At 62.1% G+C, this 12,978-nt stretch carries 13 protein-coding genes; 5 read left to right on the plus strand and 8 right to left on the minus strand.

Features of this window, described 5'->3' with window-relative positions; translation table 11 throughout:
- Positions 1-28 precede the first annotated feature (28 nt).
- From lpxO to fdx, 3 genes are all read left to right on the plus strand, one after another.
- A complete protein-coding gene (gene lpxO, locus AC1RBA_RS04550) occupies positions 29-928 on the plus strand; it encodes a lipid A hydroxylase LpxO (protein ID WP_070218708.1) in 900 nt (299 codons plus the stop codon).
- Positions 929-1,012: 84 nt separating this feature from the next.
- Entirely contained in the window at positions 1,013-1,411 is a 399-nt protein-coding gene (locus AC1RBA_RS04555; RefSeq protein ID WP_492416861.1) for a DUF6331 family protein, read from the plus strand.
- A gap of 61 nt (positions 1,412-1,472) precedes the next feature.
- Positions 1,473-1,805, plus strand: coding sequence for an ISC system 2Fe-2S type ferredoxin (fdx, locus tag AC1RBA_RS04560; RefSeq protein WP_070310802.1), 333 nt, complete (start codon positions 1,473-1,475; stop codon positions 1,803-1,805).
- A gap of 31 nt (positions 1,806-1,836) precedes the next feature.
- Here the strand turns inward: fdx and AC1RBA_RS04565 are convergent, their stop codons facing one another.
- Together AC1RBA_RS04565 and AC1RBA_RS04570 are read right to left on the minus strand one after the other, a co-directional pair.
- The gene (locus AC1RBA_RS04565) at positions 1,837-3,885 is read right to left on the minus strand and encodes a M13 family metallopeptidase (RefSeq protein ID WP_492416863.1); all 2,049 of its coding nucleotides are present in this window, start codon (positions 3,883-3,885) and stop codon (positions 1,837-1,839) included.
- Positions 3,886-4,004: 119 nt separating this feature from the next.
- Positions 4,005-4,730: a hypothetical protein gene (locus tag AC1RBA_RS04570; protein WP_492416865.1), complete on the minus strand. Its 726-nt coding sequence runs from the start codon at positions 4,728-4,730 to the stop codon at positions 4,005-4,007.
- A gap of 156 nt (positions 4,731-4,886) precedes the next feature.
- On the opposite strand from AC1RBA_RS04570, the gene AC1RBA_RS04575 reads away from it, so the two are divergent.
- Entirely contained in the window at positions 4,887-5,144 is a 258-nt protein-coding gene (locus AC1RBA_RS04575; RefSeq protein ID WP_099408367.1) for a DUF7661 family protein, read from the plus strand.
- Between the two features lie 8 nt (positions 5,145-5,152).
- A complete protein-coding gene (locus AC1RBA_RS04580) occupies positions 5,153-5,644 on the plus strand; it encodes a hypothetical protein (RefSeq protein WP_257217922.1) in 492 nt (163 codons plus the stop codon).
- Positions 5,645-5,664: 20 nt separating this feature from the next.
- Here AC1RBA_RS04580 and AC1RBA_RS04585 read toward each other — a convergent pair whose 3' ends face one another.
- The 6 genes from AC1RBA_RS04585 to AC1RBA_RS04610 form a co-directional block, all read right to left on the minus strand.
- Positions 5,665-6,234 (minus strand): DUF1439 domain-containing protein, encoded by a 570-nt coding sequence (locus AC1RBA_RS04585; protein ID WP_492416867.1) that lies wholly within the window; start codon positions 6,232-6,234, stop codon positions 5,665-5,667.
- A 216-nt stretch (positions 6,235-6,450) separates the two neighbouring features.
- On the minus strand, positions 6,451-7,389 hold the full coding sequence (locus AC1RBA_RS04590; RefSeq protein ID WP_230503419.1) for a hypothetical protein: 939 nt from the start codon (positions 7,387-7,389) through the stop codon (positions 6,451-6,453).
- Between the two features lie 35 nt (positions 7,390-7,424).
- Entirely contained in the window at positions 7,425-7,868 is a 444-nt protein-coding gene (locus AC1RBA_RS04595; RefSeq protein ID WP_070218701.1) for a hemerythrin domain-containing protein, read from the minus strand.
- A 105-nt stretch (positions 7,869-7,973) separates the two neighbouring features.
- A complete protein-coding gene (prsR, locus tag AC1RBA_RS04600) occupies positions 7,974-9,329 on the minus strand; it encodes a PEP-CTERM-box response regulator transcription factor (protein ID WP_070310808.1) in 1,356 nt (451 codons plus the stop codon).
- A 15-nt stretch (positions 9,330-9,344) separates the two neighbouring features.
- Entirely contained in the window at positions 9,345-11,447 is a 2,103-nt protein-coding gene (prsK, locus tag AC1RBA_RS04605) for an XrtA/PEP-CTERM system histidine kinase PrsK (RefSeq protein WP_492416869.1), read from the minus strand.
- On the minus strand, positions 11,444-12,832 hold the full coding sequence (locus tag AC1RBA_RS04610) for a TIGR03013 family XrtA/PEP-CTERM system glycosyltransferase (protein WP_492416870.1): 1,389 nt from the start codon (positions 12,830-12,832) through the stop codon (positions 11,444-11,446). The genes prsK and AC1RBA_RS04610 overlap by 4 nt, the downstream gene beginning before the upstream one ends.
- Positions 12,833-12,978 lie beyond the last annotated feature (146 nt).

The following is a 12,978-nucleotide window of genomic DNA, read 5'->3' on the forward strand; positions in this document are numbered from 1 at the left end:
GCCCCATTCTTTCAAAACGAGGTTGTGTATGAAGTGGGCCTTGCTGGGCATTTTTGTGTTTTCTGTTTTACATATTCATTTTCGAGGCAAGGTGCGCCTGCCGTTTCGCCGCCAGATCTTCGATCACTCCTCGTTCATGGCGCCGCTGAACCTGTTCATGCACACCTTTTCCAAGGTGCCGGCAACGCCCTATCTGTCCGTCGATCAATTCCCGGAACTGGCGCCGCTGCAGCAGAACTGGCAAATCATCCGCGATGAAGCGCTGCGCATGCAGGAAATGAAAAAGATCAAGGCGGCCGAAAAGAACAATGACGTGGGCTTCAATTCCTTCTTCAAGTATGGCTGGAAGCGTTTCTACCTGAAATGGTATGACGCGAACCACCCGTCGGCACAGCAGATGTGCCCGCAAACCTATGCGCTGCTGCAATCGATTCCGTCCATCAAGGCGGCCATGTTCGCGGAACTGCCGCAAGGCGGCAAGCTCAACCCGCACCGCGACCCGTTCGCCGGTTCGCTGCGCTACCACCTGGGCCTGCAGACACCGAACGACGACCGCTGCTTCATCGACGTCGATGGCGAGCGCCACAGCTGGCGCGACGGCCAGGCCGTGATGTTCGATGAAACGTATATCCACTGGGCCCGCAACGACGCCGACAGCGACCGCATCATCCTGTTCTGCGACATCGAGCGCCCGATGCGCTACCGCTGGGCGCAAGGCTTGAACCGCTGGCTGGGCCGCACGCTGATGACGGCCGCCGCCTCGCCCAACGAGCTGGGCGACCAGGTGGGCGGCGTGAGTAAATTGTTCCAGATTTCCTGGACCATGGGCCAGTACCGCCGCCGCTTCAAGGCGTGGAACAAGACGGCCTACCAGGTCACCCGCGTGGCGCTCGTGATTGGCATCATCGCGCTGATCTATTTTATTTAATCGCCTTGCTTGCACCGTATAGGAAAGCCGCCTTCGGGCGGTTTTTTTATAATGCGATGCCACCGACCAGGAGAATGTTGAAAAATGACCGAACGCGACCGCCAGTACGACATCCAGATCGGCGACGACGCCTGGATCGAATTCATCGATCTTGACGGCCGCTATGGCCAGGCGATCGACATCGATGCCTTGCTGGGGGAACTGTGGCAGCTGATCTGCCGGCTGGAAACGCATTGCGTGGCCGGCTGCTGCGGCATGGATGCCTACGATTTTACGCGCGCAGCCATCGATACGGCCTTGCTGGAACTCGATCGCGCGCAGCTGCATGCCGCGTGCGCGCAGGCCAGGGCCGCCGTGACGGCGGTGGCCAGCGATGTCTTGACGAGCGCCACGATGAATCACGTTGCGGATAAACGCGTGTTCTTGCAATTGCTCGATCATCTCGACGCGTGCATCGTCGCGCAGGATCGCGCAGGGGCTTGACCTTGCCAAGGCGGGAAGGCCCAAGGTGACGGTATTGCAAGATAACCGAGGAGAATCCCGCATGCCAAAAATCACCGTCCTGCCCCATCCCGAGCTCGCTCCCGACGGCGCCGTCTTCGACGCGCCCGAGCAAATGAGCATCTGCGACGCCTTGCTGCTTCACAAGATAGACATCGAACATGCCTGCGGCCAAGTGGGCGCCTGTTCCACCTGCCACGTGGTCGTGGTGCGGGGTTTCGACTCGCTCAACGCACTGGGCGACAATGAAGAAGACATGCTCGACCAGGCCTGGGGCTTGCAGCCCCACTCGCGCCTGTCGTGCCAGGCGCGCGTGTCAAACGAAGACCTGACGGTCGAACTGCCCCGGTACACGCTCAACCACGCCAAGGAATAATTCCCGGCGCGGTGAGCCGCTTAAACCATGCTTACCACATGATTACGCGCTGCTCGGGCGGCAGGTACATCGGGTCGCCCGGCTTGATGCCGAACGCCTCATAAAAGCCGGGCTGGTTCTTGACCGTGCCTTTGGCGCGGAATTCGCCCGGCGAATGGGGGTCGCTCTTGATCTGGGCGATGGCCGCTTCGGGACGCAGTTTAGCGCGCCATTTCTGCGCAAAGCCGATGTACAGGCGCTGTTCGCCCGTCAAGCCGTCGATGACGGGCGACGGCTTGCCGCCCAGCGAACGCTGGTAAGCCTTGTAGGTGATCGACAGGCCGGAATTGTCGCCGATGTTTTCGCCCAGGGTCAGCTCGCCATTGATGTGGTAGCCCGGCACGGGGCTATAGGCGCCGTACTGCTTGACGAGGCCGGCGGCCAGCGCCTTGAAGGCGGCGCGGTCTTGCGCCGTCCACCAGTTGCGCAGGCGGCCCTTGGCATCGTACTGGCTGCCCGAATCGTCGAAGGCATGGCTGATCTCATGGCCGAAGGTGATGCCCAGCAAGCCGTAATTGACGGCGTCTTCCGCTTTCACATTGAAGAATGGCGGCTGCAAAATGGCGGCCGGGATCGTGATGGCGTTCAGCGCCGGGCTGTAGCTGGCGTTGACGGTTTGCGGCGTCATCGACCATTCGTCGCGGTCGACCGGCTTGCCCAGCTTGGCCAGGTTTTGCTGGCGGCTCCACACGCGCGAGGCGCGCACGTTGGCGATCAGGTCGTTCGGCTGCGTCTGCATGCTGCTGTAGTCGCGCCAGGTATCGGGATACGCGATCTTCGGCTTCAGGGCGGCCAGCTTGAGCTGCGCTTCCTTCTTGGTTTCCGGGCCCATCCAGTCGAGCTGTTCGATGCCATCCTTGAACGAGGCGACGAAATTGTCGAACATGGCCATCACGCGGGGCCGGGTTTCCGGCGGCAGATACATGTCCACGTAGCGCTTGCCGACGGCGTCGCTGATGGCGTTATCCGTGAAGCGCAGCGCCAGTTGCCACTGCGGTTCGCTTTGCGGCACGCCGCGCAGCACCGTGCCGTCGAAGGCGAAACGCTCCTTGACGGTGGCGCTGTCCAGGTAGGAAGCATAGCTTTCGATGATGCGCCAGTTCAGGTAGCTCTTCCACGATGCCAGCGGCACGGCGGCCACGGCCTCGGAAAAACCGCTGAGGAAGCTGGGCTGGCGTACCACGGCCGAGCTTTCCTTTTTCGCCAGGCCGGCGGCGGCAAAGTAGGCTTTCCAGTCGAAGGCGGGGGCCAGTGCCGCGAACTTGTCGAAATCGACGCGGTTGTACGACTTGACGGGATCGCGCATCTGCACGCGCGTCCACTGCACGGCCGCCAGGCGCGTTTCGATGTCGAGGATCTGCGCCGCGTGTTCGGCCGCGGCCTTGTCGCCGCTCATGGCCAGCATGGTCTCGATATGCTTGAGGTATTTGGCGCGCACGGCTTGCAGCTTGGCGTCGTCATCCTTCAGGTAGTAATCGCGGTCGGGCAAACCCAGGCCCGACTGGCTGATGTTGACCGTGTAGCGCTCGGGGTCTTGCGCATCGGGCGCCACATAGGCGGAAAACGGCGTCTGGATGCCATTGCCTTGCAAATAAGCAAACAGCGCCGGCAAGTCCTTCTTGTCCTTGATGGCGGCGACGCGGGCCAGCTCGGCCTTCAGGGGCTTGAAGCCGGCCGCATCGCGCGCCTTGTCGTTCATGAAACTCGTGTACAGGTCGGCGATCTTGTGCGCCTCGCTGCCGGGCTTGCCCGGGTTCTTGACGGTGGCATCGATCAGGCCGCGCAGCTGGCCTTGCGCGATTTCACGCAATTCGATATACGTGCCCCAGACGGATTTGTCGGCCGGGATCTCCGTATTGCGGGTCCACACGCCGTTGACGTAGCCGTAGAAATCATCCCTGGGACTGACGGCCGGGTCCAGCGTTTTCAGGTCGATGCCGGAGACGGGCGCAGCAGCAGTTACGGCTTGCTGGGCGTACAGCGATGGCGAGGATAAGGCGAACAAAGCGCAGCAGGCGGCGCTGATAAGCGAACGTTTCACGAAGATTCCTTTAATTGTTTTCACTTCATGTTGGAGAACATGCTGTGTCCAGGCATGCGAGGCAGGATTATAGTCGGCCTGCCTTCGTGGAAACAATGTCCTTTGAGCAATTCCAGTGATCAGCGGCTCAGGAGCTCAAACAGGTCTGCGCCTTGCTTGGCGCCCTGATTGCGCTGCATGTCGGCCAGCGAACCCGGCGTAGGCGCGCCATCTCCGGCCGCGTGATTGAAATAGTTAAAATCGAGCTTGATTTTATCTTGCAGGCCGCTCGCGTAATTCTCAGGATACTGTGCCTGTTCCAGCTGCGGCAATGCATTGAAATGCGCCAGCGCCGACTTGAAGAAATTGGTCATCTTGCCGGTGGTATTGTATTCCTGCATGGCTTGCGCCACGACCTGGCTGCGCCACGCCTGCTCTTCATCATAGGCCTGCGTATAGGCGGCGCGCCGCTCGTTGACCGTAAATGTCCCGCTGTCGTCGTGCGTGATGGTGGCCAATTGCTCGCGCGACAAGCCCGCAAACGGATTGGGACCCTTGTTATCGATAAACGCGGTCGCGGCAGCGGCCGATTTTGCCGAGGCAGCGTCATTTGGTTGCGGCAGCTGCTGTGCTGCGGCCGCCTTGTGTCCGGCGTCCAGCGGATACAGGATGCTGCTGATATTGTCATTGACCCATGCGCCCAGCGATCGATGATCGTAACCCTCGATAGCGGCGCTGGTCGCCGTCGCGGCCGTCGACAAACGCCCGGCCAGGGTCGAAATCACGACCTCGTCCGCGACGGCGCCGACGCCGGCTGGCGCCTGGGTTGTCTGGGCCTTGTCCGATGCTGCCTTGCCTGATGACACCTTGTTGCCTTCCGCGGCAGACAGTGCCCCTGGTTGGATTCCCGCCGTGCTGATATTGACCATTGTCCGCCCCTGGATCAGTAAATGTTACTATATAAGTAAATATTACTATAGCACAACAAATGTCAAACCTGAGCAAGGGAATGGAGCAGCTTAATGCAGGAATACAGATTCAATATTTTCGGCACGCTGATCGCCATCCGGGGCAATCCGGGAGCATGGCGCGCCTTCTACCTGGGTGCGGAAGGCAAGCGCCGCCCTGCCGATTTCATTATTCCGGACGATATTCAAGCAGATGCGCTATGCGAATACCTGGCCGACCTGTTCCATGAAGAAGCGACGCCGCGCAATAACACAACGACACAGATATCTTGTATGCCCGCCAGCATCACTCGCACTGAAGGATCGCCGTGAATAGATGGATGGAATACCTGTTCAGGGAACATAGCGAAAAAAAGCTACGCAGATGGGCACAACGGCTGAAGTTTTTCCGTTTTTTCAGGGCACTTGGAGGACATGCCAATGACGGCGACTCATTGGATATCTCCTTTGTCTATAAGGAACCGGCGCAACTCGACACATTTTTGGCGGACCTGGGCGTCGACCTGGTGAAATTTGACGCACTGCCACCGCAGCCCGTGCCGGGCGTCGCTTACCAGGGCGATCTGTTCCTGCAGTTTCCATCACTAATTGATGATACATTGTGGCAACAGCCAGGTCAGTGCACCATCACGGGTATCGAGGTGTTTATCTGGTGCCACGCAGGGGTGGTGAAAATTTCTTTACATGATGGATATGCAGTGTCAGAGCAGAATGTCCGCGACGCGGCAGTCATCGAAAAGCTGCTCGCCCGGGTGGTTCTTGAGCGGATAGATCCGCCTGCCGATAGCCGTCATTACTTTTGCCCGGAATAGCATGCTGATGCAATGCGCCCCTACTTCACCGGCTCGAACGTCACCGTCAAGCCATTGCCCGTGGTCCTGATCTGCGTGGGCACGAATTGCACGCCCGCATAGCGCAATTCGTCGGGCTTGAACGTGTAGATCGGCGTTTCATGCATGAGCTGGTCGGCCACCAGGCTGGCCACCTTGGCGAACTGGCGCTGCTGCGCCTCGTCCATGCCGTCGATGCTCACCTTGTCCACGCTCGCTTCGCTCAGGTAGACGGCGTTGCGCTTCGCGTCGAGCACCAAACGGCCCGACATGGCCAGACTGCCGCGCCAGGTCTGGCGGATGAACGGCGGCATCACGCTGGCGTCCACGCTCAAGGCGACCCGTTCGCGCTCGGGCTGCAAGGAAAGCTGCGGATGAGTCAGCTTGACGTCCAGCACGGACAGTACCCGTTTATCGATGGGAAAGCGGCGCTCGAGGCCTTGCTGCATCTTGCTGAGCGACACATTCACGTCACGCGGGCCGATCAGGGTGGAACACGAGGCCAGCACGCTGCAGGCAAAGGCGGCGATGGCGGCGGTTTTCAGCAAGGGACGGATGGTGCTCACGTTCATGGATAGTCTCGGTGGAAAGATGGCGTCATCTTACACATGCGCCTGCTTTCACGCAAAAACCGGCGCCCATCTTGCGGCGGGCGCCGGTTTTTCTCATGTTGGCCCGCTTAGCGGACGAACAGGGCGATCAGTATGACGATGGGTAATGGAATGCCCAACAGCAGCAAGAGGATGGAACGCATGGCAGACTCCTTGATTTATCTAATAGGTAGGGGTTCAGATGGTGACGTGGCGCAGCACGCGCTCATGGTCGCGCTGGCGGCCGCCAAACGTTGCCGCCAGGCTGGCAACGAAAGCGCCGAGCAGCAAGGCGACGAACATCCACAGTGCCGTGTGGGCGCCGGCTTTGCGGGCCGTTTCCGCCGCTTGCTGGGCGGCAGCCTTCGCATCGGCGGCAGCTTTCACGGCACGCGCATAGACGGCGTCGACGCGCGCTTCCGCTTCAGCCTGCGTCACGCCCGTGCGGCTGGCCACGACCTGGCCCAGGTAGGCGCGGTCATCGGCGGCCAGGCTGCCCGTGGACAGGCTTGTGGCGAAGATCTTGCCGATTTCCATGCGCTGGTCGGCGACGGTCGCGCCAGGATTCGCCATCGCTGGCGTGCCGGAGGCGGCTGGCGCTGGGGCCGCGCGCAGCAGCATGTCCGAGAAATAATCGAGCGGATTGGCGCCGCCGCCCTCGCCTTGCCTGGCGCTGGCGGCACCTGCAGCACCTGCGCCCGCCCCTACGGCCGGGCCAACTGCCGCCGCCACGCCGCTGCCCGCATCGATGGCGCCGCTCAGCACGGCGCGCGTGCCGCCGGCCAGCACGGCCACGGTGATCAGGGTGGCCACGGCCCAGGCCAGCAAGCCGTGCGCCGTATCGCGGAAATGCACTTCATCCGTATGAATGGCGCTCCATTTCACGCGCAGACGGCCCGCCATGTAGCCGCCGATGCCGGAGGCGGCCAGTTGCATGAAGGCCAGCCAGGCGATGGTCGACACGCCGATGGCCGTGGCGTTGAACGACCACGGCGATACGGACGACAGGCCCAGGCCCACGCCGAGAATCAGCAGGATGAAGGACAAGGCGGCCGCTGCGGCGGCGCCCGCCAGCACGGCGCCCCAGGACACGCCCGGATTGTTCAGGTCCGATACGGACAATTGTGTAGCTTGCATGAAATACTCCCTTGGTTGTTGATTTTTTATGCCGTTCAGGCGGCGACGCCCGTCAGCTGTTCCTTGCGCGCGGCCATTTCCTTGCCCAGCGCGTCGAGGTCGACGGCCGTATCGCGTACCTTGGGAAACATATCGCCCTCTTCTTCCTGGACGTGGTGCTCGATCTGCTCGGACAGGACCTTGACCTTGGCGTCGTACAGGTCGTCGGCGGGGTCCATCGCGGTAATTTGCGCGATGAGTTCCTTGGCGCTCGCGTGCTCGACGAGGGCTTCATCCATCAGGTCGCCATCGTGGATGGGACGACGCACGGCCGGGTAGAAGATTTCTTCTTCCAGCTGCGTGTGCACGGTCAATTCCTGGCAGATCTGGTCGGCCAGCTTTTTCTTGGTGGCAAATGAGCGGTCGCTCAAGCCTTCATATTGGGCAAACAGGGCTTTGACGGCCTTGTGGTCTTGCATTAATAAACTGATCGCATTCATGACGCCTCCTCGTTGTTGATGAGGCTAGGATGCGCCACGGCGGCGCCTGCGTATGTGCGACGCCTTACACAATCTTGATATTTGATACACATCAGTGCACGGACACTATTTGATGCCATGGTGGTTCATCAAGTCGTACAGCGTGGGCCGGCTGACACCCAGCAGTTCGGCCGCCTTGGCGATATTGCCGTCGGCCCGCGCCAGCGCGCGCACCATGACCTTGTATTCGGCTCCGTCGCGTGCCTGGCGCAGGTTCAGCGATTCGTCCTGGGGCGCCGCCTGGGCGCTGGCGGGCAAGCCCAGATCGTCGGCGGCGATCTGCGGCCCGTCGCTCATGATGACGGCCCGCTTGATGCAGTTTTCCACTTCGCGCACGTTGCCGGGCCAGCCATAGCTTTCGATCAGCTGCAGCGCGCCGGCGCTGAAATGCAGGCTGCCGCGGCCTTCGCTGGCGCAGAATTTGTTCTTGAAATGATGGGCCAGCAAGGCCGCATCGCCAGCCCGCTCGCGCAGCGGAGGAATGCGCAGCACGATTTCGCTAAGGCGGTAAAACAGGTCTTCGCGGAAACGGCCCTGTTCCGCCAGCACCTTTAAATCCTGGTGCGTGGCGCAGACGATGCGCACGTCAACGGCGATCTCGGCCCGTCCGCCCACCCGTTCGATGATTCGCTCCTGCAGGAAACGCAGCAGTTTCGCCTGCAGCGCCATCGGCATGTCGCCGATTTCATCGAGAAAGAAAGTGCCACCGTGGGCCAGCTCGATCTTGCCCAGCGTTTGCCGCGCCGCGCCCGTAAACGCCCCCCGCTCATAGCCGAACAGCTCGCTTTCCAGCAAGTTTTCCGGGATGGCCGCGCAATTGATGGCGACAAAACGCTGGGCATGGCGGCTCGACAGCGCATGCAAGCCCCGCGCGATCAGTTCCTTGCCGCTGCCCGAGTCGCCCAGCAGCATCACGCTGGCCGACGAAGGCGCCACTTTTTCCACGCTGCGGCACAGTTTGAGCATGCCGGGATCGCGGCTGACGATGCCCGCCAAGGGGGAATCGGCCTGCGTCTGCAGCATGCGGCGGTTTTCCTGCTGCATCGCGTGCAGGTAAAACGCGCGGGCGATGACCAGGCCCAGCATGTCGGCCTCGAACGGTTTCTGGTGGAAATCGTAGGCGCCCAGCGCGATGGCTTTCAAGGCATGCGCGCGTTCCTGGTTGCCCGACAAAATGATGACTTTCGTGTCCGGCGCCAGCGCGAGGATTTGCTGCAGCGTAGCCAGGCCTTCCGTGGCGCCGTCCGGGTCGGGCGGCAAGCCCAGGTCCATCGTCACGACAGCCGGCTGGTGGCGCCGCACCAGCGCCAGCGCCGCCTCGCGCTCGCCCGCCAGCAAGACCTCATAACCGTCGAAACTCCAGTGCAGCTGCTTTTGCAAGCCGGGATCGTCTTCGATGACTAGCAACTTTTGCTTGGCCATGCGTATCAGCTCCTGTCAGTGAATAGGGCAACGGAAGTCTGGGGTCAGCGCCGACGGCTCTGCCCCCAAAGGCGCATGCAGCGGCAGGATCACGCGAAACGTCGTGCCCACCTGCGGTTCGCTGCGCACTTCCAGGCTGCCGCCCACTTCGCGCAGGTATTCGCGGCTTTCGAACACGCCGATGCCCATGCCCGCCGTCTTGGTCGTGTCGAACGGCTTGAACAAGCGTTCGCGGATGAACTGTTCGCTCATGCCCTGCCCCGTATCGTCAAGCTCGACCACGGCCGTGTGCTGCTCGCGCCGCAGCCGCACGTCCACCTTGCCGTCGCTGGCCGTGGCCTCGATGGCGTTCTGAATCAAGTGGCCCAGCACCCGTTCCAGCCGCGCGCGGTTGGCCAACACCGTCAGTTCCCCATCGACGATTTCCAGCCGGGGCGCCGGCGCCAGGCTTGCCTTGGCGGCCACGGCCTGGCGCAGCAAGCCGTCGAGCAGCAGCGGCGCGGGCGCTTCCGGCGCTTCGCCGCGCGCCAGTTTCTGCAGCAGGGTCTTCATTTTCTGCACGGAATGGTCCAAGGTGCCCAGCATGTCTTCCTGGAAAGCGGGATTGGCGCGGTGCTTTTCCGCATTGCTCAGTAACAGCGACAGCTGGAACACGAGGTTCTTGAGGTCGTGCACGATGAAAGTCGACATGCGGTTGAACGACTCGAACTGGCGCGCCACCGTCAGCGTATCGAGCGATTCGCGGTGCGCCAGATAGCTGGCGGCCTGGCTGCCGGCAATTTTCAGCACGTCGAGGATTTCCCAGTTCAAGCCGATGTGCGTGCGTGGCCGCGCCAGCGCGACAAAGGCGAACAGCTGGCCATGCAGCATCAGGGGCACCAGCAGCCACACGTCGGGCAGCGCCAGCAGCGCGGGCGGCAACAGCAAGCCGCCGTACTGGCGCGGGTTGTGCTCGCAGTCGGGCACGTCGATCACCCATTGCCGCGCCTCCAGAAACTGGCACAGGCTGCCGGACGCCGGCTCGCTCCACGTGCTCGGCGGCCAGTTCCAGCTGGCCGCCGGGGCAAACAGGCCAGGTTCGCGCAGTATCCACAGCGCGCCTGCGCGGCTTTCCACCAGTTTCGCCATGGCCTGTATCGTGCGTTCGCCCAGGGCCGGCCCGTCTTCCGACAAGGCCCGCGTAAACCGCAGCCATTCCTCGCGGTAGTCGAAGATGGCATTGTAAAAATGTTTATTGATAGTCACCTTGAGCTTGGCGCGCAGGCTGCCCGAAAACAGCACGCCCGCCAGCAGCAGGGCCGCGCCGCCCAGGTAAGCCATCTGCATCAAGGAACCCCAGGTGCCGCCGAAATAGCGCAAATAATAGGCGCTGGCCGCCATGGCCAGCAGGTAAATGGCCGAGCCCAGCAAGGCGGCCGAGCGGTACAGCATCTGGCGCGAGACGGACAAGCCCAGCGCCCAGCCCGGATTGCGCGCCGCCGAGACGGCCAGCAGCGGCGCGCACAGGGCGTCGACGATGCCGCGCGCGGCCCAGATGTCATCGTTGACCGCGCGAAACAGCAAGGCGTCGCTGTACAGATAGAAATCGTAGGCAAACAGCCCGCCCACGCCCAGGCACGCAAACTTGATGCCCCAGCGTTTCAAGGGCGGCGTGTTGCGGTACCACTGTTCCACCAGCAACATGCCCAGCACGGCCAGCAGCAAACGGCAGACACTGGCGATGATGCGCGCCGGCAAAGGCAGCGCCAGCCAGGAGGAAGCCATGGAGAGCAGCCAGGGCGCCAGCGCCGTGAGAACGATGCCGGCCAGCACGAGGCGCAGGCGGGACCGCGACGGCTCGATCAGCAGCAGCAAAAACACCAGCCAGGCCAGGGTGCGCAGCAATTCGAGCGCGTCGCCGGCCAGCGCGATGCGCTGCCCCAGCAGCACCAGCACCACCGTGCCCGTGGCCCAGACTCCCGTCGCCAGGCACGCGACCAGCAAGGCGCGCACGTTCTGCCGCGCGCGCCAATTGCTGATGAGCAGCAGCGCCAGCACGAAAAAGGCCAGCGATGCCAGACCATGGCTGAGCGCCGCCGCATCGGCCGCCGCCAGCCAGGCCGACTGCGCCCGCATCATCGGCTGCCCTTGCCAAACAGTACCACCTGCACCGTGTCGAGCAGGATCAGCAAGTCGAGGAACAGGCTATTGTTTTTCACATAATACAGGTCATATTGCAACTTCTTGACGGCATCATCGACGGAAGCGCCATACTGGTAGCGCACCTGCGCCAGACCCGTGATGCCCGGCTTGATGTTGTGACGAATGTTGTAGTACGGCACCTGCTCCTTCAATTGCTCGACAAAATACGCGCGCTCGGGACGGGGGCCCACGAAACTCATTTCGCCGCGAAACACATTGAGCATCTGCGGCAGTTCGTCGATGCGCAGCTTGCGGATCAGATTGCCCACGCGCGTGATGCGCGCGTCGTTGGCCAGCGCCCAGATGGGCCTGCCGTCGCGCTCGGCATCGCAGCGCATGCTGCGAAATTTCAGTACCTTGAAAGGCTGGCCATCGCGCCCCACCCGCTCTTGCTGGTAAAACACGGGGCCGCCGTCTTCCAGGCGGATGCACAGGGCCGTCACCAGCATCACGGGCAGCGTGGCCAGGCAGATAACCGCGCTGGCCGCCAGATCGAACAAACGCTTCGACGCGGCGCGGAAAAAACTCTGGTCGAAACCGCCGCCATAGATCAGATAGCTCGGTTGCAAGGAATCGATGCGGATCTGGCATGCTTCGCGTTCGAAAAACGTGGCCGCGTCGATCACCTTGACGCCGCCCAGCGCGCATTCCAGCAATTGCTTGGCAGGAAACGCGCCATTGCGCCGGTCGCTGACGGACACGACGATTTCATGCGCGGCGTGGCGCTGCGCCGTGGCCAGCAGCGACGGTCCGGCCGGCAGCAAGGCCGAGGCCGGCACGCAGCATTGCTCGCCCGCCACATCGATGCAGCCGACCACCGTAAATTGATGGAAGCCGATCTTGCTGGCCGCCAAGTCCATGCATTCGCGCGCCAGCGCCCCGCCGCCCACCAGGATCAGCCGGCCTTCCATCAGCGCCGATTGCGAGGATTTGAATACCACCAGGCGCGCCAGCAGCACGCCAATGGCGCCCAGGCCGAAGATCATCGCACTGCCGCGCCCGAATTGCAGCGTCGGAATGAAGCGTATCAGGACGCTGAGCACGGCAAAACCCAGCGCGAACGAAGGCAGGATGCGCAATAAGGTGTTGCGGATGTCTTCGCGCGAGCGGTGCTGGTACATGCCCAGCGCACTCATGCTCAGGACGATGACCAGCGCAAAGATGGCGGACGACAGGTAAATATCGCCCACGCGCAGCACGCGGCTGCCGTCCGCCAGCCACAGCAAGGACGTCAGGGTGGCCGACAGCAGCAGGAGCAGGATTTCCAGCAACAGCAAGATAAACGCTGTTTTCGAGACATAATGGCTGAAGATGCGGATCATGGTTCCCCCTGCGGCAAAAAGCACCAGGCGGCGCGCAAGGCGGGCCGCTGCTGGTCTTGCCATGATGGCGAACTGTTCCAAGAAGACATTGATGCGCCACAAGCTACAGCCCCAGCTATCTTTCACTGGCAGAATTTATCTCAATA

This window comes from Janthinobacterium sp. GW823-FHT03B06, assembly GCF_058796955.1.